Origin of the sequence: Bradyrhizobium sp. CCBAU 45384 (genome assembly GCF_028128665.1) — a bacterium.
GTDB classification, from domain to species: Bacteria; Pseudomonadota; Alphaproteobacteria; order Rhizobiales; family Xanthobacteraceae; genus Bradyrhizobium; species Bradyrhizobium manausense.
On sequence record NZ_LBIZ01000118.1, the window covers coordinates 306,781 to 329,431 of the forward strand.

Annotated in this window: 16 protein-coding genes; 10 read left to right on the forward strand and 6 right to left on the reverse strand. The window is 65.4% G+C overall.

Translation table 11 applies throughout. The features are described from left to right. The first annotated feature begins 71 nt into the window (after window positions 1-71). The 3 genes from XH80_RS35225 to XH80_RS35235 are packed head-to-tail and all read left to right on the forward strand — an operon-like array spanning window position 72 to window position 3,954. Window positions 72-1,103, forward strand: a complete 1,032-nt coding sequence (locus XH80_RS35225) for a TRAP transporter substrate-binding protein (RefSeq protein ID WP_271602575.1) — start codon at window positions 72-74, stop codon at window positions 1,101-1,103. Window positions 1,104-1,110: 7 nt separating this feature from the next. Beyond that, the gene (locus XH80_RS35230; protein ID WP_271602576.1) at window positions 1,111-2,964 is read left to right on the forward strand and encodes a TRAP transporter large permease; all 1,854 of its coding nucleotides are present in this window, start codon (window positions 1,111-1,113) and stop codon (window positions 2,962-2,964) included. 12 nt (window positions 2,965-2,976) lie between these two features. Further along, window positions 2,977-3,954: an NAD(P)-dependent oxidoreductase gene (locus tag XH80_RS35235; protein WP_271602577.1), complete on the forward strand. Its 978-nt coding sequence runs from the start codon at window positions 2,977-2,979 to the stop codon at window positions 3,952-3,954. A 6-nt stretch (window positions 3,955-3,960) separates the two neighbouring features. Here the strand turns inward: XH80_RS35235 and XH80_RS35240 are convergent, their stop codons facing one another. Further along, a complete protein-coding gene (locus tag XH80_RS35240) occupies window positions 3,961-5,127 on the reverse strand; it encodes an ABC transporter substrate-binding protein (protein ID WP_271602578.1) in 1,167 nt (388 codons plus the stop codon). Between the two features lie 339 nt (window positions 5,128-5,466). Here XH80_RS35240 and XH80_RS35245 point away from each other — a divergent pair, with 339 nt between their 5' ends. The 3 genes from XH80_RS35245 to XH80_RS35255 all read left to right on the forward strand — a co-directional run bounded on the left by XH80_RS35245 (window position 5,467) and on the right by XH80_RS35255 (window position 12,125). Continuing rightward, window positions 5,467-7,842: a bifunctional diguanylate cyclase/phosphodiesterase gene (locus XH80_RS35245; RefSeq protein WP_271602579.1), complete on the forward strand. Its 2,376-nt coding sequence runs from the start codon at window positions 5,467-5,469 to the stop codon at window positions 7,840-7,842. Between the two features lie 244 nt (window positions 7,843-8,086). After that, the gene (locus XH80_RS35250; RefSeq protein WP_271602580.1) at window positions 8,087-9,388 is read left to right on the forward strand and encodes an MFS transporter; all 1,302 of its coding nucleotides are present in this window, start codon (window positions 8,087-8,089) and stop codon (window positions 9,386-9,388) included. 157 nt (window positions 9,389-9,545) lie between these two features. Continuing rightward, on the forward strand, window positions 9,546-12,125 hold the full coding sequence (locus tag XH80_RS35255) for an EAL domain-containing protein (protein WP_271602581.1): 2,580 nt from the start codon (window positions 9,546-9,548) through the stop codon (window positions 12,123-12,125). Between the two features lie 21 nt (window positions 12,126-12,146). Here the strand turns inward: XH80_RS35255 and XH80_RS35260 are convergent, their stop codons facing one another. Both XH80_RS35260 and XH80_RS35265 read right to left on the reverse strand, forming a co-directional pair. Beyond that, window positions 12,147-12,950, reverse strand: coding sequence for an isocitrate lyase/PEP mutase family protein (locus XH80_RS35260; RefSeq protein ID WP_271602582.1), 804 nt, complete (start codon window positions 12,948-12,950; stop codon window positions 12,147-12,149). 86 nt (window positions 12,951-13,036) lie between these two features. Then, window positions 13,037-13,897 carry an alpha/beta fold hydrolase gene (locus XH80_RS35265; protein WP_271602583.1) on the reverse strand — a complete coding sequence of 287 codons (861 nt, stop codon included), beginning with the start codon at window positions 13,895-13,897 and terminating at the stop codon, window positions 13,037-13,039. A gap of 139 nt (window positions 13,898-14,036) precedes the next feature. Here XH80_RS35265 and XH80_RS35270 point away from each other — a divergent pair, with 139 nt between their 5' ends. Beyond that, window positions 14,037-14,546: a MarR family winged helix-turn-helix transcriptional regulator gene (locus tag XH80_RS35270; RefSeq protein ID WP_271602584.1), complete on the forward strand. Its 510-nt coding sequence runs from the start codon at window positions 14,037-14,039 to the stop codon at window positions 14,544-14,546. 14 nt (window positions 14,547-14,560) lie between these two features. Here XH80_RS35270 and XH80_RS35275 read toward each other — a convergent pair whose 3' ends face one another. The 3 genes from XH80_RS35275 to XH80_RS35285 form a co-directional block, all read right to left on the reverse strand. Continuing rightward, window positions 14,561-14,737 (reverse strand): hypothetical protein, encoded by a 177-nt coding sequence (locus XH80_RS35275; RefSeq protein ID WP_271602585.1) that lies wholly within the window; start codon window positions 14,735-14,737, stop codon window positions 14,561-14,563. Window positions 14,738-14,863: 126 nt separating this feature from the next. Then, entirely contained in the window at window positions 14,864-15,313 is a 450-nt protein-coding gene (locus XH80_RS35280; RefSeq protein ID WP_271602586.1) for an ester cyclase, read from the reverse strand. A gap of 138 nt (window positions 15,314-15,451) precedes the next feature. Further along, window positions 15,452-16,063 carry a TetR/AcrR family transcriptional regulator gene (locus tag XH80_RS35285; RefSeq protein ID WP_271602587.1) on the reverse strand — a complete coding sequence of 204 codons (612 nt, stop codon included), beginning with the start codon at window positions 16,061-16,063 and terminating at the stop codon, window positions 15,452-15,454. 133 nt (window positions 16,064-16,196) lie between these two features. On the opposite strand from XH80_RS35285, the gene XH80_RS35290 reads away from it, so the two are divergent. The 3 genes from XH80_RS35290 to XH80_RS35300 all read left to right on the forward strand — a co-directional run bounded on the left by XH80_RS35290 (window position 16,197) and on the right by XH80_RS35300 (window position 22,630). Further along, window positions 16,197-17,429 (forward strand): cytochrome P450, encoded by a 1,233-nt coding sequence (locus XH80_RS35290; RefSeq protein WP_271602588.1) that lies wholly within the window; start codon window positions 16,197-16,199, stop codon window positions 17,427-17,429. Between the two features lie 157 nt (window positions 17,430-17,586). Beyond that, window positions 17,587-21,213, forward strand: coding sequence for an AsmA family protein (locus tag XH80_RS35295; RefSeq protein ID WP_271602589.1), 3,627 nt, complete (start codon window positions 17,587-17,589; stop codon window positions 21,211-21,213). Between the two features lie 292 nt (window positions 21,214-21,505). Then, complete coding sequence (locus XH80_RS35300; protein WP_057747227.1) at window positions 21,506-22,630, forward strand: DUF2336 domain-containing protein; 1,125 nt, start codon at window positions 21,506-21,508, stop codon at window positions 22,628-22,630. The last annotated feature ends 21 nt before the right edge of the window (window positions 22,631-22,651 follow it).

Genomic DNA, 22,651 nt, shown 5'->3' on the forward strand with positions numbered 1-22,651 from the left:
GGCCCTACTCTCCGCGCAACAGGCCGTGGCAACGACCGCGGCCGGCAACAAAAAATATTGGGGAGAAAACCATGACCCTCGTGCCCGTCAGCCGTCGCACGTTCATCAAGTCGTCGACGGCGCTGACCGCCGGCCTTGTGCTCTCTCCTGCCATCATCGGCCGCGCAGAAGCTGCGACGCTGAAGCTGAAATGCTCGTCCTCGCTGCCGAACGATCCCAAATTCGCCAACGGCCGCGTCTACTACGACAACCTCGTGAAGCAGATTAAGGCCAACGGTCTTGGCGAGCAGGTCGAGGTCGCCTTCTTCCCCGACAACCAGCTCGGTCAGGAGATCGACGTCATCAATTCGGTGAAGCTCGGCGTCATCGACCTCATGATCTCGGGCTCGTCGATCTCGGCCAATCTGGTGCCGCTGGTCGGGACCTACGATCTCGGCTTCCTGTTCTCGAGCTTCCCGCAGCAGACCAAGGCGTTCGATGCCGGCGCCGCCAAGCCGATCGAGGACGCGCTGCTCAAGGGCAGCAACATCCGCATCATCGCCTGGGCCTATAATTTCGGCTCGCGCAGCGTCCTCGCCAAGAAGCCGGTGAAGACGCCTGAGGATCTCGCCGGCCTCAAGATCCGCACGCTGCCCAATCCCGTCATCACCGAATGCCTGCGGCTGATGGGCGCCGCCGCGACGCCGCTGGCGTTCGGCGAGATCTACACGGCGCTGCAGGCCGGCGTGCTCGACGGTCTCGAGCACGATCCGCCGACCATCCTCGCCAGCAAGTTCTTCGAAACTGCGAAATTCTATGCGCTGACGCAGCACAATTTCTCGCCGCTCGCGGTCTATTTCAGCGACGTGACGTTCAACCGCATGGATCCGAAGCTGCGCGAGGGCTTCCTGGACGCCGCCAAGAAGGCCGCGGTCGACACGCGGGCCCACGGGCTTGCGGTCGAGAAAGAGGCGCTGACGGCCCTGACCGAGAAGGGTGTGACGGTGGCCGAATGCGATCGCGAGGCCTTCAAGAAGCGTGTCGCGCCGCAGATCGAAAACTTCATCAAGGCGCGGCCGGAGTCCAAGCCCGTCATCGACATCATTCGTTCGACGCAAGCCTGAGATGGTGATGGCAGACGCCGTATCGCTCCCGGGCGGCCGCCACGGGAGCATCGCCCTCCTGCTTCGCCTCAGCGACGCGATCGCGGCCGTCTTGTTGGCCGCCGATCTCGCGGTCGTCTGCGGCTCGGTGCTGCTGCGCTTCTTTTTCAACGCGCCGGTCGAATGGTCCGATGATGTCGCGCGCGGATTGATGGTCGGCTCCGCCTTCTTCGGCGCGGCGAGTGCACTGGCGCGCGGCGAGAATGTCGGCGTGTCCTTCTTCCGCGATCTGTTGCCGGGGCGGCTGCGCACGCTGGTCGATGCGGCAAGCAGCCTGCTCGTCGTGCTGATCTCCGGCTATGTCGCCTACAACGCGATCAAGCTGGGCTCGCTGACCTCAGGCCAGACCACCGGCTCGGGCCTGCCACTCGAGCTCACCTTCTATCCGATGGGGATCGGCGCGCTGTTCATGACGGTGTTCGCGATCGACCATCTCTGCGCGCGGCCGCTCCCCGACATTGTCAGGGGGCTTGTTGCAGTCGCCGTCGTCACCGGCCTTTATCCCGCCTGGGATTATCTGTCGCCGTCCTCGGTGCCGTCGGCGGGCACCTTGATGCTGATCGGCTTCTTCGCCACGCTGTTCGGCGGCCTGCCGATCGGCTTTGCGCTGGCGCTGGCCGCTCTGATCTTCATCTGGGTCGAGGGCGCGTTGCCCGGCGTCATCTTCGCCCAGCAGATGGCGCGCGGCATCGATAATTTCGTGCTGCTGGCGATCCCGTTCTTCATCCTGGTCGGCTACCTCATGGAAGCCAACGGCATGTCGGTGCGCCTGATCGAGCTGTTGCAGCGCGCGGTCGGCCGCATGCGCGGCGGCCTGAACGTCGTGATGGTCGCCTCGATGGTGCTGTTCTCCGGCATCTCGGGCTCGAAGATGGCCGACGTCGCCGCCGTCGGCTCCGTGCTGATCCCGGCGGCGCGCCGCTCCAAGCAGAATCCGGGCAGCGCGGTCGCCTTGCTGGCGGCGTCCGCGGTGATGGCGGAGACCATCCCACCCTGCATCAACCTGATCATCCTGGGCTTTGTCGCAAACCTCTCGATCGGCGGCCTGTTCATGGCAGGCCTGCTGCCCGCGGCGCTGATGGCGGCGGTGCTGATCGCCTTCTCCATCGTCTTCGGCAAGACGCCTGAGGCCGCCGAGGAGGTCGAGCCGCAGATGGCGGTTTCAGGCCTGTGGAGCGGCGCGATCGCCTCGTTCGGCCTGATCTTCATGATCTTCTTCGGTTTCAAGAGCGGCTTTGCCACCGCGACCGAGATCTCTGCCTTTGCCGTGGCCTATGCGCTCGTCGTCGGCAGCGTCGTGTTCCGCGAGCTCAGCTTCAGATCGGCCGCGCACAGTTTCGTGCAGGCGGCGACGCGCGCCGGTCTGGTGCTGTTCATCGTCGCCGCCGCGCAGTCGCTGGCCTTCACGCTGACCTTGCAGCAGGTGCCGCATGCGGTCGGCGATTTCATGCTGGGCCTGTCCAAGACGTCAGGTGTTTGGCTGTTCATCCTGCTCGCGATCGCCGTGCTGATCGTGATGGGCTCGGTGCTGGAAGGGGCGGCCGCGCTGATCATCTTCGGCCCGCTGCTGTTGCCTGTCGCAGTGCAGCTCGGTATCGATCCTCTGCATTTCGGCGTGGTGCTGGTGATTGCGATGGGCGTCGGCCTGTTCGCGCCGCCGCTCGGGCTCGGGCTCTACGGCGCCTGCCTGATCGGCAACGTGCCGATCGAGCAGACGGTGAAGCCGATCCTGGGTTATCTCGGCCTGTTGTTCCTCTGCCTGCTCGTCATCGCCTTCGTGCCGTGGCTGAGCACCGCCTTGCCGCGCGCGTTCGGCTACTAAGGGAGTGCTGCCGTGAAAGTCCTGCTGGCCCATACGCCGGAGATGCGCCGCAATTACTATGGCGATCGCAGCTTGAACGGCTTGCGCGCCATCGCCGAGGTGATCCTGCACGAGGGCGACCAGGCGCTCGATTCTGCGGGCCTCGTCAGTGCGGCCGAGGACGCCGACATCATCGTCGCCGATCGCATGACCGAAGGTCGCGGCGAGATTTTTGCGCAATTGCCGCGCCTGCGTGCCTTTGTCCGCTGTGCCGTCGATATCAGGAACGTCGATGTCGAGGCGGCCTCGCAAGCCGGTGTGCTGGTGACACGGGCGGGTCCCGGCTTCGTGCAGGCGGTCGCCGAGCTCGCGGTCGGCTTCATGGTCGATTTGTCGCGCGGCGTGTCGCGAGCGACGGCCGACTACCACGCCGGCCGCAAGCCGGAGGCGCGGATGGGCCGCCAGCTGGCCGGCAGCACCATCGGCATCATCGGTTATGGCAGCATCGGGCGCTACCTCGCCGAGGTCGCAAAAGTGCTGCGTATGCAGGTGCTGGTGGCCGATCCCTTCGCCGATGTCAGCGACAGCGCCGTCAAACATGTCGCGCTCGACGAGCTGCTCGCGGCATCGGACTTCGTCGTCTGCCTCGCCATCGCCAACGAGCAGACCGAGAAGCTGATCGGCGAGGCGGCGCTGGCGCGCATGCAGAAGCACGCATTCTTCATCAACCTCTCGCGCGGCAATCTGGTCGACGAGGCCGCGCTCGCCAAGGCGCTGCTGGAGAACCGCATTGCCGGCGCGGCAATGGATGTCGGCCGTGCACCCGACCAGATGCCGACGCCGGAGCTGGCAAGGCTGCCGAACGTCATCGCCACGCCGCATGTCGGCGGCCTGACGCCGCAGGCGATCGAATATCAGTCGCTGGAGACGGTGCGGCAGGTCGAGGCCATCACCAAGGGCGAGGCGCCGCAGGGTGCCGTCAACGCCGAGCGCTGGACGCGCAGGCGGTGAACTGCCCTAAAGCCTATCGACCGCCTTGAACGTCCCGTCCTTCTGGATCACCGTCAAAAACACCTTCGGTGGCGTGTCGATGGCGCGTGAGCCGACGGTGATGACGGTGCCGCTGATGTCGAAGCGGCCGACGTCGTTGATGATCCGCATCAGCTCCGCCCGCGTCGGGTTCGGTCCGAGATGTCTTAGGACCGCGGCGACAAAGCGGCCGGCGAGATAGCCTTCGAGCGAAACGAAGTCCGGGGTCAGCGCCGGGTCGAGTACCTTCTGTGCGGCCTGGTAGTCGGCCACGAGCTTGAGCGAGCGATCCCACGGAAATGGCACGACCTGCGAGACGATGACGCCTTCGCCCTCGGGGCCGAGCTCCTTGGCGAGCGCGGTGGCGCCGACGAAGGAGATGTTGACGAATGTCGGCGAAAGGCCGCTGCGGTGCGCCAGCTTGATGAATTCGGCGCAAGGACCGTAGGTCCCGACCATGACGATCGCCTCGGGCTCGGCGCGCTTGATCACCCGCCAGGCCGCGCCGACCGCGCGGGTGTTGCGCTCGAAGGTGCCTTCGGCGGCGAGTTCGAGGCCGCGTCTGGCCAGCGCGTTCTTCACGCCGGCAAGGCCGTCACGGCCGAAGGAATCGTCCTGGTAGAAGATGCCGATGCGGGTGAACTTGCGGTCCTCGGTGAGGTGCTTGATCCAGGCCTCGGCCTCCGCGCCATAGCTCGCGCGGATGTTGACGACGTTCGGAAGCTTGAGGTCGCGCAGAAATTCGGCGCCGGTGAACGGTGCTATGAAGGGAATGTTCCGGGCGCTGGTGATCGGAATCGTCGCCATCGCCGTCGGCGTGCCAACTCCGCCGATCAGCGCGAACACCTTGTCGTCCTCGATCAGCCGCAGCGTCTGCGCCACCGAACGGTCGGGATCGTAGCCGTCGTCGCGGCTGATCAGCTGCAGCTTGCGGCCATGGATGCCGCCATTTGCGTTGATCTCGGTGAATGCTGCGACGATGCCTTGCCGCATGCGCTGACCGAGCAAAGCTGAGGGGCCTGCGAACGCAGCCGTCTGGCCGAACAGGATCGTGTCGGCGCCGACGCCGACCTCCTCGCCGCTTGCAGCACACGTGGCTGCGGCGAGCAGTGCGAAGCTCAGCACGATGCGTGTCGCTGATCGAAACAGGTTCATCAGGAAGTGTTGCCGGATGCTGGAGAAAGCGCGCCAAGCATAGTCGCGCGGCCTGAATAGCTCGCTAACCGGCTCTGGACCGGCAGCTCCGTAATACTCCGGGTAAAACCGGCAAGTTGCGCCGATGCAGGCGGTCCAGGCGCGCACTTCGTTAACTAAGCCGTGCAATGCGGCAAGGCCTGGTTCCGAAATTGTGCAGTTCTTAACCGCGGTCCTTGTCCGATTGCCACCGCGGCGGTTCAACCAGAAGTTCGGTCCACCGCGAAGAGGGGAACGGCGGCTTTTACGTATGGGCGATCGCGATCGGAACGATCAGGGCCGGAAACGGGGGAGCGGGTGGTGGCGCACTGCGCCGCTGCTCGGGCTCTATCGTCTCTCGTCGCAGCCGGGGTCGGTCTGCTGTTCTCGCTGGCGGGCGCTGCGGCCGTGGCGCGGTGGGAAGACCGCGTCAACAGGATCGAGTTCGAAAGCACGGCCGAGACCGATTCCATCGTCATGCAGAACGGCATGAACGAATATATCAGCCGGCTCGTCGCGCTGCGCACCCTGTTCGAATCGGCCAACGAGGAAATCACCCGCAGCGAGTTCCAGACGTTCAGCGCCCGGCTGTTCGAGCATCATCCCGGCATGCTGCGCATCTCCTGGCTGCCGCGCGTCAACCGCAAGGAACGCGCCGAATACGAGGCTGCCGCGGTCGCGGACGGCCTGTCCGGCTATCGCATCAAGTCGCTCCAGGGCGAGAGATTTGCGACCGCGCCGCAAAGCGATGAATATTTTCCGGTGTTCTATTCGACCTACCCGAAGACGTCGCCCGTCTATGGCATGGACTATGCCAGCGTTCCGGAACGCGCCGCCGCGCTCGAGCGCGCGCGTGACAACGACCGAATCGCCAGCGTTCGTGCGCGCCTCTACGATCCGCGCGGGGGTGGCCGGCTGTCCTATGCTCTCGTCGCCGTTCCCGTCTACGCCAAGGGGACCTCTCGCGACACGGTCGCGGACCGGCGCCGCAATCTCACAGGCTACGTGGTCGGCGTGTTCGACCTGCCGCTGCTGATAGAGGCCATTCGTGGCACGACCGGCGCAAGCCCTGCGGTCAGCGTGAACGTGTATCCGCCTTTCACGGCGGGGATCGTCGGCCTCGAGGAGATGATGCCGGATTATTCGTCGGCGCCTTCCGCGCCGCAGTCGATGCGCGACGTCGCGCGGGGCCTGCACTGGTCGGGCCATCTCAAGATCGGGGATACCGACTGGCAGGTGCGCGTGATGCCGACGGTCGGCGGTTCCCTCGAGATGACCTACGACCGCGCCGGCGCGGTCCTCATCGTCGGCATGCTGCTGACACTGTCACTGTCGATCTATCTGATGCTGGCAAGCCGCAACTCGCGGCGGCTCTCGCTGGCCAACCGTCGCGTGCTCGAGCTTGCGCAGACCGACGTCCTGACCGGATTGCCGAACCGCGCCTTCTTCCTTGCGCGGCTCGACGAGCTTAATGATCAGCTGAAGAACGGCGGCTGGACCTTCTCGATCCTGATGCTCGACCTCGACCGCTTCAAGAACGTCAACGATTCCCTCGGTCATGGCGCCGGCGATGCGCTGCTGCGCCTGGTGGCGCAGCGGCTGAAATCCGCCGTGCGCGCCACCGACGTGCTGGCGCGGCTCGGCGGCGACGAGTTCGCTATCATCCAGGAGGGCTGCGAGGATCAGCGCGCATCGTCGACCGAGCTGGCCGCGCGGATCGCCAAGCTCGTCGCCGAGCCGTTCCCATTGCCGGGGCATCGCGTCGAGATCGGCACCAGCATCGGCATTGCCGTCGCGCCGGATCACGGCAGCGACCAGGAGCAATTGCTGAAGAAGGCCGACCTTGCGCTCTATCGTTCGAAGTCGGCCGGCCGCAACTGTTTCACCATCTACGACGAGGCGATGTCGGCCGAGCTCGAGGCGCGCAACACGCTGGAAGGGGATCTGCGCGACGCCATCGCGCTCTGCCAGCTCGAGGTGCACTACCAGCCGTTCATGGATGCCGGCACCGGCGCGCGGCGCGGCTTCGAAGCACTGGTGCGCTGGCGGCATCCGACCCGCGGGCTGATCCCGCCGGATCAGTTCATCGCGCTTGCCGAGGAGACCGGGCTGATCGTGCCGCTCGGCGAATTCGTGCTGCGCCGCGCCTGCGCGGATGCGGCGGCGTGGCCGTCGGGCCTGATGGTCGCGGTCAATCTCTCGCCGATCCAGTTCAAGGAAGCCGATCTGTTCGATGTCATCGACGCGGCCCTGCGGGATTCCGGCCTGTCGCCGCAGCGGCTCGAGATCGAGATCACCGAATCCGTCCTGTTGGAGCGCGGCACCGAGAACCTTGCTTTCATGGAGCGGCTGAAGAGCATCGGCGTCGAGCTCGCGCTCGACGATTTCGGCACCGGCTATTCCTCGCTGAGCTATCTCACCGCATTTCCGTTCGACAAGATCAAGATCGACAAATCGTTCATCCGCAATCTGACGCACCAGCCGCGCTCCTCCGCGATCATCTCCTCGATCGTGACACTGGCGCGCGGGCTCGACATGTCGGTCACCGCCGAAGGCGTCGAGACATCAGAGGAGTTCGAGCGGCTGAAGGCACTCGGCGTCAATTTTGCGCAAGGCTATCTGTTCAGCCGCCCGCTGCCGATCGACCAGATCGAGCTTGACGGGCCGGCCGAAGGCTCGCAGCGCGACGCCGCCTGAACGCCCGTCTCGCAGCATTTGAACATCACAAGAGGTCGTCATGCCCGGGCTTGTCCCGCCTGCGCGGCCGAAGCCGCTTCGGCGCGGCGAAGGCCCGGGCATCCACGTTCTTTGTACCGCCTTGCACGGCGTGGATAGCCGGAACAAGCCCGGCAATGACGATGTAGAGGCATTCGCTAAAATCACTTGACCCGGGCAATCCCGGATGATCGGTAGACGACCGTCCAGGGATGAAACAAGAAAAATGCGGCTTCCGTTCTTCTACGGCTGGGTCGTGGTTGCGGTGACGTTCGTCACCATGGCCATCGGCGTCAACGCGCGCACCTCCTTCTCGCTGTTCTTTCCGCCCATCATTGCCGAGTTCGGCTGGGAGCGCGGCGTGACTGCGGGCGCGTTCTCCTTCGGCTTCATCGCGTCCGCCGTGGCCAGCCCGCTGATCGGAAGGCTGATGGACCGTGCCGGCCCGCGCGCCGTGATGGAGCTCGGCGTGGCGCTGATGGCCGGCGGGCTGCTGCTTGCGCCGCTCACCAGCCAGCCCTGGCATCTCTACGTGACGATCGGCGTCATGGTCGGCGCCGGCTCCGTGTGCCTCGGCTATTCCGGCCAGTCGCTGTTCCTGCCGAACTGGTTCATCCGCAAGCGCGGCTTTGCCATCGGTATCGCCTTTGCCGGCGTCGGCATCGGTTCGATGACGCTGCTGCCATGGGTGCAGCACATGATCGAGCAGACCGGTTGGCGCACCGCCTGCACCGCGATGGGATTGATGATCCTGGTCGTGCTGGCGCCGATCAATCTGCTGCTGCACAAGCACCCCGAAGACATCGGCCTGCGGCCCGATGGCGACGGCGAGCCGGTCACGGGCGCCGCCAAGCCGGTCTCCAACATCGTCGATCCCGACTGGGCCGCGATCGACTGGACGCTGAAGCGGGCGGTTGCGACTGCGCGCTTCTGGTGGCTCGCGCTTGGTTATTTCTGCGGCCTGTACATCTGGTACGCAGTGCAGGTGCACCAGACCAAATTCCTGCTCGACATCGGATTCAGCCCGAGCGTTGCGGTCTGGGCGCTCGGCGCCGTCAGCCTGCTCGGCATCCCCGGCCAGATCTTCCTCGGCCATATCTCCGACCGGATCGGGCGGGAATGGGTCTGGGCCATCAGCTGTGTGGGGTTTGCGATCTGCTTCGCGGCGCTGATGGCGCTGAAATACCAGCCTTCGTTCTGGCTGGTCTGGCTGATGGTGTTCACACAAGGCGCGCTCGGCTACGGGCTCACCTCGATCATGGGCGCAGTGGTGTTCGAGATTTTTGGGGGCCGCCACCAGGGTAGCATCTTCGGCATGATCATGCTCGCGGCATTGGCGGGCGGCGCGGCCGGGCCATGGGTGACCGGCCTGCTCTATGACCGCACCGGCGACTACACGCTCGCATTTGGCATTGCGATCATCGTCAGCCTTCTCTCGGCGCTGTCGGTCTGGCGGGCCTCGCCGGGCAAGGTTAGGGCCGTGGCCGGCCGGCTGCACATGCTCCGGGCGGGAACTCGCGCCGAATAGGTTCCGCTCGCTCTGCATTAGCACGGCATTTTTCTCGGACTGTTAAGCATGTCGCGGCTTGGCCGAACCCGGGCCGGTTGCAAAAAGGTCTTGGACACCATCGGCGCGGTAGCCTTGGGCTGGTTGCCGTATCTTGCCGATGCTGCCGGGTCGAATGATGTCTGCCTCCGACTGCCCCCTGACCAAAATGCCGGACGTGCTGCGCGCCGCGCTCGAATGCGCCGACGACGGCATCGTCATCGTCGACGATGCGCGTCGCATCACCTATTTCAACGCCGGCGCTGAGCGGATCTGGAAGCTTGCGCCTGCCGACGTGCTGGGCGGCGACGCCGCCATTCTCACGCTCAAATGTCTTCAAGCCGATCCGGTCGTGGACTTTCGCGACGAGATCAGCCTCATCAGGCGCGACGGCAGCCGGATCAAGGCCACGATTGCGCTGTCGTCGACGACCATCGACGGTACTGTCAATTACATCATATTCGCGCGCGACGTCACCACTGAGGCCGAGCGTCGCGTCAGGATCGGGCTGCTCAACGCAGTCTCGGACCAGACCAATCGCGCCGTGATCATCGCCGACGTCGAGCACAACATCCGCTACGTCAATTCGGCCTTCACGGCGTTGTTCGGCTATACCAGCGAGGAAGCCGAGGGGCGGCCTGCGGCAGAGCTCATCGCCGGTTGCCATACCAACCGCAGGGCGATTGCGAAGCTCGTCAAGCGGCTCATGGCCGGCGGCCGCCGCGGCGAGGTCGAGACACTCGTTTACGACAAGAGCGGCGAGGAGATCTGGGTCTGTGCGCGGCTCGACGCCTTCCGCGACAGCAAAGGCCGGCTCAGGCACATCTTCGCGCTGGTCGAGGACATCACCGAGAGCAGGCAGTTGCGCTCGCTGCAGCAGCTGATCATGAGCGCGCTCGCCGACGAGGTCCCGATCAGCGAGATCGCCGACCGGCTCTGCCGCCGCGTCGAGGAGATCGCGCCCGACGTCGTCTGCTCGCTGCTGCATGTCGATGCCGCAGGCCTGATTCACCCGCTCGGGGGCCCGAGCCTGCCCGAGGAGTATTCCAGCGCGCTGGACGGCATCGCCATCGGACCTGACGTCGGCTCCTGCGGCACCGCCGCCTTCTATGGCGAGCCGGTGCTGGCTGAAGATCTCGACACCGATCCGCGCTGGCAGCCTTACAAGGCCATGCCGCTCGCGACCGGCTTGCGGGCCTGCTGGTCCACCCCGGTCAAGGCCAAGGACGGCCGGGTCATTGCCACCTTCGCATTCTACTACCGCGAGCCTCGCGCGCCGAGCAATTGGCACCGGCGCATCGTCGATGCCTGCGTCGACCTCGCCGCCTTCGCAATCGAACGCAAGGAAGCGCGCGCCGAGATCGCGCGGCTTGCCTATCACGATATTCTCACCGGCCTGCCCAACCGCGCGCAATTGCGGCACCTGATCACGACCGCGATCGATGCCTGTCCAACCGGCAGCCATGTCGCGCTGGCCTTCCTCGACGTCGATCACTTCAAGGACGTCAACGACACGCTCGGCCATGCCGCCGGCGACGAGCTTCTGATCCAGCTCGCGCAGCGCCTGCGCGAGCAGATCGGGCCGGAGGATATGCTGGGCCGGCTTGGCGGCGACGAGTTCGTCATCCTGCTGCCGCATCGCAATGCCGAGAGCGCCGAGCGGGTCGCGACCCGCATCACCGAGGCGCTGGCTGCGCCCCTGCGGCTCGGATCGAAGCTGATGCCGATGTCGGCCAGCATCGGCATCAGCCTCTATCCCGACCATGCGACCGATATCGACACGCTGATGCAGCAGGCCGATGCCGCCATGTACATGGCCAAGCAGGCGGGCCGCTCCACCCATTGCATGTTCAACGCCGAAATGAACGGCCTGACCGAACAGCGGCTGGCGATGATCGCAGCACTCCGCCGCGCCATTGCCGAGGGTGCGCTCAGCCTGTTCTACCAGCCGCAGATCCGCAGCTGCGACGGCGCCGTCCACGGGGTCGAAGCGCTGGCACGCTGGCACGATGCCGTGCTCGGCGACGTCTCGCCGGCCAAGTTCATTCCGCTCGCCGAAGAATGCGGCCTGATCGAGCAGATCGGCCTGTGGTCGGTGCGCGAGGCCTGTCGGCAGATGGCGGCCTGGCGTCGCGCCGGGCTCAACATCCCCAGCGTCTCGGTGAATTTGTCGCCGATCAATTTCCGCAACGTCACCTTGGCCGCGCGGCTCCAAGATGTCCTCGCCGAACACGATCTGCCGCCCGATGCCCTCATGCTGGAGATCACCGAAGGCACCTTCATGCAGGACGGCGCCGCTGCGCTGGAGACGATGCACGCGATCCGCGCCCTCGGCATCGGCCTGTCGGTGGACGATTTCGGCACCGGCTATTCGAGCCTCAGCCGGCTCGCCCATCTGCCGATCCGCGAGCTGAAGATCGACCGCAGCTTCATGCGCGACATCGAGAAGGATGCCGGCGCACTCGCGATCGCCACCGCCGTGGTCCGGGTCGGTCAGGGCCTTAGGCTGACCGTCGTCGCCGAAGGCGTCGAGACCGAAGGCCAGCGCAAGATGCTGGCCGAGCTCGGCTGCGACGTCGTGCAAGGCTTCCTCTACGCCCCCGCGCTGGCGCCCGTCGCCTTCGAGCGCTGGCTGATCGAGCACTGCGCCGAGCAGGCGAGGGCGATGCTGGGGCGGCTCGAGGTCAAGCCGGCGGTTGCGGTGAAGCGCTCGGCTTGAGGCACGACGCCGGAGAACGGCTCAGGCATTCGGCTGCAGGAACGTCCCGTATTGCCTGCTCGCGGCGACCCCTGCGGCTGCCTGTCCGATGAGGCGCATCGCCGCCATCATCGGCCATGGCCCAAGGCTCACCCGCCGAACGCCGACGCGAGCGAGATCGCGAATTTCCGGAATCCCCTGCGTCACCATGATATTGACCGGCAGGGGCGCCAGCTGAACCAGTCTCGCGATCAATGCGAGATCGGTGAGACCGGGTACGAAGAGTCCATCGGCGCCGGCGTCGGCATAGACCTTCGCGCGCCGCGCCACTTCATTGAGGCATTCCTCCGGCGAGCCGAATTTCAGCAGGAAGGGATCGGTTCTCGCATTGATGAACAGATGAACTCCGAGCCTCCGCGCGGTGTCCCGCACCGCCCTGATCTTCGCCGCGTGCTGCAAGGCGCCGGCGAGTTGCCGCTTTCCTCCGTATAGTCCGTCTTCGATATTGATGCCGACAGCACCGGCTTGCAGAATCCGGGCCGCCGATGCGGCTGCGGCGTCCGGCGTGTCGCCATATCCTGCCTCCAGGTCGATCGATACAGGAACTGACACCGCGGCGGTGATCCGCGATACCAGACCTACCACGAGGTCGAGCGGGACATTTTCTCCGTCCGCGTAACCGAGAGCAGAGGCGACCGCTCCGCTGCTGGTCGCGATAGCCGGCGACGCCTTTGCGATCGCCTTGGCGGTGGCGGCGTCCCAGGCGTTGAACAGAACAAGCGGATCTGCCGTCTTGTGAAGGGCAAGAAACGTCTCGGCATGTTGCTGCTGTGTCTTGGCGTCCATCGCGTACTCTCCTCGTCATAAAATCTGAAAGACATTGGCCAGCGCCGCCGCTGCGGGCGGCGCTCTTCGGCGTCCGTAACTTGCGCTCAGTCGGGCGCGTGCGCCTTGAACCAGTCCATGATCAAGGCGGTGACGTCGGCTTCACGCTCGAGGTGCGGAAAGTGCCCGACATCAGGCAGGACAATGCGCTGGTGTGGCCCTTTGAAGAGCGGCTCTTCCTTCACCGAATATTTCGCCGTCGGATCGTTGCTGCCATAAATGGTCAGTGTCGGCGTGTGCATGTCGTTGATCGGCAGCCGGCCCAGGCGTCCTGCATCAGTCAGGCCTCCATAATATTTAAGTGCCGCCGCCATGGTGCCGGGAGAGCCGAGCGTCTGCTTGATCGAACGCAGATGTTCGGGATCATCGAATGTCGGTGACCATAGCTTCCAGAGATAGTCGACGAAGGGAAGTCCCTCGATATTGACCGAAGACTCGGCGTAGGCCATCTGGAAGAAATAGACATGGAAGATGGATCGGATGGTGTCCGGATCCCGCCTGATGCTTGAAAACGTGATCGGGTGCGCCGTGTTCATCACCACTGCAGCCTTGATCGCCGACGGCGCCGTGGCGAGCGCCTGGAAGGTCGACGTGCCGCCCCAATCCATGCCGACGACGCACGCTTGCCCGTCCTCGCTCAGCGCGGCGATCAGCGCTTCGAGATCCTTGCCCAGTGCGATGGGATCGAAAATGCCGTCCGCCGGAATCTCGGTCGGCGCATAGCCGCGCAGGAACGGCGACACCGCGCGGTACCCGGCGTCCGCAAAGACTTGCAGCTGCTTGCGATATGACCAGGCGTTGTCGGGAAAACCGTGCAGGAACATCACCAGCGGGCCGCTCCCTTGTTCGAGATAGGCAAAGTGCACGCCGTTGGCCTGCACATATTTGAGGGTGGGTTCATCGCGCATGGCATCTGCCGTCGATCGTGCAGCGCTTGTTGGATTCATCGTCTCTCTCTCCATGCCTTCGTTGTAGGATGAAATATGTGCGTAGCGCACATATTTGGTCAAGTTGTTTTTTGTGCGTAGCGCACATATTGTGGTGAGCATGGAAACGGGAATCGCGAATTTGCTGGGAGCGCTCTCGCTCGCAGTCATGGATCGTATCGAGCAGGGCGCGCGCGAGGTCATCGGCCGCGGCGGCGAGACGCCTGCGGCCCTGGTCGTCATCGGCTATGGCCAAGGCATGACCAACGACAAGCTGCGGCGGATCCTCGGCCTGTCGCATTCCGGGACGGTCCGGCTGGTGGATCGTCTGGTTTCGGATCGGCTTGTCGAGCGCCGGGCAGGGAAAGACGGCCGGGAGGTCGCCTTGCACCTCACCGCCGCTGGCGTGGCGACGCGGAATGAACTCATGAATTCCCGGATTTCAGCCGTCGCGTCGCTTCTGGACGTGTTGTCACCGGCAGAAACCAAGCGGCTCGAAACGCTGATCCATGAGCTTCTTGCCCGGCAGGACACGTCCGAGATGGATCGTTTCACGATCTGCCGAATGTGCGACGACAGTGTCTGTACGAACTGTCCGTTGCCGACGAACAAGGGCAAGCGCGTTCGCTAGCACCCGTTCCCGCCTCACTCTGATGCCAGTCCCGTCCGGCGCCGCAAATCCGTGATCGCACGCAAGAAGCCGTCGGCCGGCGTCGTGTCCGGATCGATCAGCCGGTTCAGGCGCAAACCATCTTCCAACGCCAGCACGACCAAGGTCATCCACGGCAAGCTCGGCCTTTCGCCATTCGCGTTGTCCAGCAATGTCGCCTCAATGATTGGCAACCGATTGCGGTGAAGGGGTCGGCTTAGCGCGCGTTTTCCAGAATGACACCGGCGACCGCAAGATCGCCGGTGTGTTCGTTGAGGTCTCTGCGCCTGGCACAGGGCTCAGGCAGCGCGGATGAGACCGAGCTGCTGCAGGGCAGTGACCCCGTCGTCGAGACCGATTTCCTCGAGGATCTTTCCGTCCTTGAGTTTCAATACGGTCGTGCCGGTGAACTTCATCTTGCGGCCGGTGTTGGCCGGCAGCGATCCTGCCAGGAAGTCGGCGAATGCCGGCCCGGTATGCGTACCTCCGCCCTCCCACCGGCCGACGACATAGTCGCCTTCGGCGATGAGATCGGCAGCGCCCCAGAAATTGAGATCGGGGAACGCTTTCCGAAAGTCCTTCATGAATGCCTTGATGTCGTCGCGCCCGCGGCGCGGCTCGTGCAGCGAATATTGCAGCAGCATATCTGGTGCGGCGAGTTCATCGACAATTCCGAGGTCGCAGGTCTTGCCCCAGAATTTCGTGAACCACTGGCCGACGATGGCTTTGTTGTCTTGTTCAACCGTCACGATCACTTCTCCTGTGTGCTTTGGTGCCCACCATGAGAAGCTATGACGATCACACCGCGGCTCTCCCACCCGATTCCCGACGACGGCGCTACGTTGCTGCTTCCCGGCATCGCAATGTCCAGCGCGTCGCCGTGCGCCCTAATCCGTCGCCAATCCCGTGCTCCGCCGCAAATCCGTAATCGCCCGCAGAAAACTGTCCGCGGGCGTGGTCTCGGGATCGATCAGCCGGTGCAGGCGAAAGCCGTCTTCCAGGGCCAGCACGACCGAGGCCATCCAGGGCGGGTTCAGCGTCTCGCCCTTGGTGCTGTCCTTCAACGTCGCCTCGACGATGTCGGCGATCAGCTTGCGCCGAGCCCGCAGGCGCTTGGCGAGCTCGGGCCGGCGCTTCTCGGCGCGCGCGACGAAGAGGATCATCTCCATGTGCAGGAGCGGCGAGCGGCCGAGCGGGTCCTGCTTGCTGCGGTCCATTGCTTTCAACGCCGCGATGAAATCGTCGAGATTGTCGTGCTGCGCCAGGATCTCCATATTGCGGCGGATCGATTGCTCGACATGGTCCTCGATCATCGCGATGATCAGCTCGTCCTTGCTCCCAAAATTTGAATAGAACGCGCCGCGGGTGAAGCCAGCCTCCGCCGCGATAGCCTCGATGCTGGCGCCGCCGATCCCGTCCTGCTCGAACACGCGCGCGGCTGCCTCGAATAGCGCCTCGCGCGTGTCGTCCCTGGTCGGCCTGGTTCTCAGTCTTGACATCGCTCAAGGTTAGGGCAGAATGCAACTCGATACAACAATGTATCGAGTTGATAAATCATCAGGGATGGTTACGCCGGCTTTCGGGGCTGCAAACCGGCGTATCGTGTCATGCGGCAACCGACGTGAGGTCACCATGAACGAGCAAGTGCAGAGCGTCGCCAGCGATCCCCTGTTCAATCCGCTCGCGCCGGACTTCATCCGCAATCCCTATCCGCATTACGACCGGCTGCGCACGATCGATCCGATCCACGTCACGCCGTTCGGCCAGTTCGTGGCCAGTCGTCATGCCGAGGTCAGCCTCGTGATGCGCGACAAGCGTTTCGGCAAGGATTTCGTCGAGCGCACGACGCGCCGTTACGGCCCCGACATCATGAAGGAGCCGGTGTTCCGCAGCATGGGGCACTGGATGCTGCAGGCCGATCCGCCCGATCACACCCGCCTGCGCGGCCTCGTGGTGAAGGCGTTCACCGCCCGCCGCGTCGAGGACATGCGCCCGCGCATCCAGCAGATCGTCGACCAGACCATCGATGCCGTGATCGGCCGCGGCCAGATGGACCTGATCGAGGATTTCGCCTTCCGCCTGCCTGTCACCATCATCTGCGAGATGCTCGGTATTCCCGAGGACCATCGCGAGGTGTTTTACAAAAGCTCGCGCGAGGGCGGTCGGCTGCTCGACCCGGTGCCGATGACGCCGGAGGAGATCGCCAAGGCCAACGCCGCCACCACGATGGCGCAGATGTATTTCCAGCAGCTGTTCGAGCTGCGCCGCAAGTCTCCCGGCGACGATCTCATCACCCAGCTGGTGCAGGCCGAGGAGGACGGCAACAAGCTCACCAATGAGGAGTTGACGGCGAACATCATCCTGCTGTTCGGCGCCGGCCACGAGACCACAGTCAATCTGATCGGCAACAGCCTGCTCGCGCTGCATCGCAATCCGGACCAGCTGGCGCTGTTGAAGGCGCGGCCGGACCTGATGACGGGCGCGATCGAGGAATTCCTGCGCTACGATTCCTCGGTGCAGATGACCGGGCGCGTCGCGCTGGAGGAGATCGACGATCTCGGCGGCAAGACCATCCCCAAGGGCGAGACCGTGCTCTGCCTGCTCGGCTCGGCCAATCACGATCCGGCGGTTTATCCTGACCACCCCGAGAGGCTCGACATCGCCAGGCCGAACGTCCGGCCGCTGTCGTTCGGCGGCGGCATCCATTTCTGCCTGGGGGCCCAATTGGCGCGCATCGAGGCCGAGATCGCCATCGCCACGCTGCTGCGGCGGCTGCCGGATTTGCGCATCGACGACGTCGAGAACCCGGAATGGCGGCCGACCTTCGTCTTGCGGGGCTTGAGGCGCCTCCCCGCGAGCTGGTGAGGCCTGTTGGTAAGGCCTGCCGCATTAACCGCCGCGCGCAACAGTCGCTGTGACTTCGCCACACTTCCCCCTATATAAGGGGCTGTTCCGGCGCGCCTGAAGCTTGGTTTGTCAGCTTGGGTTTGACCCGGGTGCCGGCTTGGCCGAGGGGAGACCCGTGCAGACGACGCTGCTCGGATTGGCGATTGCCTTCATCTTAGCGCTGCTGGCCGCGCTGATCGGGCCTTACTTCATCGACTGGAACCAGTTCCGGCCCCAGTTCGAGGCAGAGGCGACCCGAATCATTGGCGTGCCGGTGCGCGTGGCGGGCGAGCTCGATGCGCGGCTCCTGCCGGCGCCGACATTGCGGCTGCGTTCGGTCACCTTCGGCGGCAACAACGATCTCGGGCGCTTGCGCGCCGACAAGCTCGACGTCGAGTTCAGCCTGAGCTCGTTGATGCGCGGCGAATGGCGTGCCACCGAGCTCTCGGTCGGCGGCATGGCGGCCGATCTCGGCCTCGACGCCAGGGGCAAGGTCGATCTGCCCTCCACCGCGAGCGGCACCTTCAATCTCGCCTCGCTCGCCATCGAGCGGCTCAACCTCACCGGCCGCATCGCCCTTCACGATGCCGCCAGCCGCTCGACGCTCGAGCTGATTGACATCGGCTTCTCCGGCGACGTCCGCTCGCTCGCGGGATCGGTGCGGGGCGACGGTCATTTCACCGCCAACGGCGTGCGCTATCCGTTCCGCGTCTCCTCCGGCCCCAGCCCCGACGGCAGCGCCACCCGCGTGCACCTCAATATCGATCCCGGCGAGCGCGCCATCCTGGCCGACCTCGAAGGCGTGCTTGCCTTCGACAACCGCTCGCCGAAATTCGATGGCGCGCTGACGCTGGCCGTGCCGCCACCGAAGAAAGCAGGCGAGGCGGGGCCGACGCCCTGGAAGCTCACCGCAAAGCTCAAGGCCGATCCGGCCGGTGCCAGGTTCGACCAGATCGACGCGAGCTTCGGCCTCGAGGACAGCGCGCTGAAGGTCGGCGGCGTCGGCGACCTCAGATTCGGCGCTTCGCCGCTGCTGCGCGCGGTGCTGTCGGCGCGGCAGGTCGATGCCGACAAGCTCGCCGGCCGCGACGATGCCGAGCCGCTGCGTATCCTGCCGGCCCTGCGCGCGGGCCTTGCGGCGATTCCGCAGGCGCCGATCCCGGCGCAGATCGAGTTCAGTTCCGACCAGATCATGCTGGGCGGCCGTCCGCTCCAGAACATCACGACCGAGCTTCAGACCGATGGCCGGTCCTGGACCTTTCAGCGGCTCGAGCTGCGCGCACCCGGCATGACGCAGCTTTCGCTCAACGGCGCCGCGCCCGGCGCCGACAGTTTCAGCGGCCGCCTCAGTGTCGAGTCCTCCGATCCGGATACGCTGGTGGCCTGGCTGCAGGGCCGCAACGAAATCATCAGGCGCAGCACGCGGCCGCTCCGTCTCGATGGCAATGTGACGATCGCGGCCAATCATCTGGCCATCGACGCCCTGAAGGCCGACATTGAAGGTGGCACCGTCCAGGGGCGGATCGCCTTCGTGCAAACGGGCGCGAACAAAGGCTCGCGGATCGAGGCGGAGCTGAAGGCGGACCGCCTCGATCTCGATGCCGCCACGAGCTTTGTCCGCGCGGTCGCAGGTCCCCAAGGCGAATGGCCGGAGGAGGCGAAACTTTCGCTCGACATCGGCCGCGCGATTTCGGCGGGACAGGAGCTGCGGCCGTTCGCGGCCAGGCTCGGCTACGGCCCGACCGCGCTGTCGCTGGAGCAATTGCACTTCGGCCAGGCCAGCGGCGTGACCACGGAGGCATCAGGCAGCTTTGACCGCACCAGGGCCACCGGCAAGCTCGCGCTGAAATCGTCGGCCAATTCTCTGCGCGATCTCACGGCGTTGCTGGAGCCGATCGCGCCTGCGGTCCGCGCGCGCTTCGATGCCATCCCGGCGTTGCCGGGCGCGACGCGCCTGAAGCTCGACCTCAGTCTCGACAACAATGCCGAACATCCCGACCGCAGCGATGCCCGCATCGTGCTCGATCTCGACGCGCCGCAGCTCAAGGCCGCCGCGACGTTCGCCGCGCAGCCGCAGGTCGCGGCGGTTGGCGGCCTCGACATCGAAAAACTACGGGGCAGCGACTTCACGCTGGAGTCGAAAATCTCGACGCCGCAGGCCGCCGCGCTGGCGGCGCTGCTTGGCCTCGATCGCATCGTTGCCGCAGGCGCGGGCGCCGCGCAGATCGAGGGCAGGCTGAGCGGCGCCTGGCGACGGCCGATGCAGCTGAATGCAAAGCTCGGTGGCGGCGGCCTGGACGCGGATGCGCAAGGCAGCGTCGACTTGTCGGCGGCTGAGCCCAAAGCAAACGTGAACCTGCACGTCCGCAACGTCAATCTGGCGCCGCTGTTCGGGGCCGCTCCGGCCGATAAATCGGCTCAGACTGCGAGCCTGTCCTCCCGCCTCACGCTGGCAGGCAATCGCCTGATCTTCGACGATCTCGACGGCACCGCATCGGGTTCACGCCTGCGCGGCCATCTCGTCGTGACGCTTGATCAGGAGAAGAGCGTCGACGGCGAAGTCGGGCTGGACACGCTCGACCTGATGCCGGCGCTCGCGCTTGCCGTCGGCGCGGCCGGGCGCGACAGCGGCGAGCCGCTCAGCGCGGGCCTCATCACCGGCTGGCGCGGCCGCGTCGCGTTCCAGGCGCTGCGCGGCAACCTGCCCGGGGGAATCGAGATTCGTCCCTTCAGCGGCGCGCTCAGGGGCGACGGCCAGTCGCTCGCGCTCGACGCACTCAAAGGCAGCCTCGGTGGCGGCGATATGACCGCAAGCCTCGATGCCCGCAACGGCCCCAACGGTCTGGCGCTGAATGCGCATCTCGATCTCGGCAATGTCGATGCGGCCTCGCTGCGCTACCGCGATCTGGCGCTGCCGAAGGGGCGCATCTCGGCGCAGATGACGCTGACGAGCCAGGGCCGCAGCGTCTCGGCGCTGACAGGCGCACTCGCCGGCAACGGCACGGTGACGCTTGATGCGGCCGAGATCAACGGCCTCAATCCGCGCGCCTTCGAGATCGCCATTCGCGCCAGCGACAATGGGCAGATCTCCGACGACACCAGATTGCGCCAGCTGGTCGAGCCCGCATTGTCCACGGGGCCGATCGCGGTCGCCTCGGCGCAGATCCCGTTCACGATCCGCGACGGCCGCCTGCGCGTCGGCGCAACGCCGCTGGAAGCGAAGAATGCGCATGTCATCGTCTCCGGCGGTTACGACATTCCCGCCGACCAGCTCGATATCCGCGCCAGCCTGACGCCGATCATGACCGGTCTCTCCGGCGCACCGCCGGAGATCCAGCTGTTTGTGGCCGGACCTCCCGACAAGCTCAGCCGCACCGTCGATCTCACGCCGTTGTCGTCGTGGCTCGCGGTGCGCACGATCGATCGCGAGACGCGGCGGCTCGACGCCATCGAGCGTGGCGAGCCGCCGCCGGCAACCGCCGCGCTGCCGACGCTGGTCTCGCCGGAGCCTGAGCCGTTGCCGACCGAGGTGCCGATGCCCGGCCGCGATCCGCGCCGCCCGCCGCCGAAGGCGAAGCTGGAGCCCAAAGCCGCACCGACGCCGAAGCCGCCGCTGGCCGCGCCCGCCGCGCCGAGCCCGCCGTTGGCGAGCCAGCAAGTCGCCCCCTTGCCGCCGCCGATCGACGTGCGGCCCGCCCCGGGCCCACCGCCCGCAAAGCCGCGGCCGAAGCCGCCGCTGGTCCTGACGCCGCAGAATCCGTAAGGCGCTGTTGGCATGAACGTGTCAAAGACGCTCGTCATGGCCGGGACAAGCCCGGGCATGACGTCGAAGAGGCTCCGATGCCCTCACGCGTCCGCGCGACAAACGCCGGCCTTACCCCGTGGTCACCGCAATCCCTCGCATTTGAATGAATTTTCGTCGGCAAAACTGATGTGACGGTTTTACTGGATTCTCGCGTTTGTTCCCTAGTGTTGGTCCCCAGAGGAATCCGGCGTCCTGCCCGCATCGGCAGGATGGCTCGCCAGCAACTGGACCAAGAACTGGGGTTATCGCGATGGATGGGGCGAAAACGCTTCTACAGGATCTGGACGACGCAATCGCGCGCGGCACGGACGAGAGCCGGGCGAAGGCGTTGTGGCATGCGACTGATCTTCTGATCACCGGTCGCTACGTCGACGACGAGATCAGCATGTTCGGCGAGGTCATCGGCCGGCTTGCCGACGAGATCGAGGTCGCCGCGCGGGCGCAGCTCTCCGAATTGATGGCAGGCTGCGATCACGCGCCGCTCAACGTCATCGAGAAGCTCGCGCTCGACGACGAGATCGCGGTCGCCGGCCCCGTGCTGCGCGACTCCGTCAGGATCGGCGAGAAGGTGCTGGTCGAGAGCGCCATGACCAAGGGCCAGGCGCATCTGCTCGCGATCTCCCAGCGCGAGACGATCGGCGAGGCCGTGACCGACGTTCTCGTCAAGCGTGGTAACCAGGAGGTTGTCACCTCGGTCGCCAGGAATGAGGGGGCGCGCTTCTCCGGCTCGGGCCTGCTGCACATGGTCCGCCGCGCCGAGGGAGATTCGATTCTTGCCGAACAACTTGGCCTGCGCAAGGACGTGCCGCGCCACGTCTTCCAGCAGCTCATCTCCAAGGCGTCGGAGGACGTCCGTCGCCGCCTCGAGACCGAGCGCCCGGAGATGATGTCGCAGATCCAGAGCTCGGTGACCGAGGTCACCGGCGACCTGCAGTCGAAGTTCGGCCCGTCCTCGCGCAGCTATTTCGTCGCCAAGCGCGTGGTGACGACGCAGTACCGGCAGGGCAACCTGAACCAGGTCTCGATCTCGAACTATGCGCGCCAGCATCGCTTCGACGAGGTCCAGATCGGCCTGTCGCTGCTGTCCTCGCTGCCGGTCGATGTGATCGAGCGTGCGCTGATGGATCGTAACCGCGAGATGATCCTGGTGCTGTGCAAGGCGCTCGACTTCTCCTGGGACACGACGATGTCGCTGCTCTTCCTCGGCGCCAAGGATCACCTGATCACGGCGCGCGAGCTCCACGACAATGAGCGCGATTTCAGCCGGCTCAAGATCGAGACCTCGCGCAGCATTCTGAAATTCTACCAGTCGCGCAAGAACAGCGCCGGCGCCGATCCCGCCACGGGTCGTCAGCCCGAGCTCCAGGTCCACTGAGCGGGATATCGAGGGAGTATT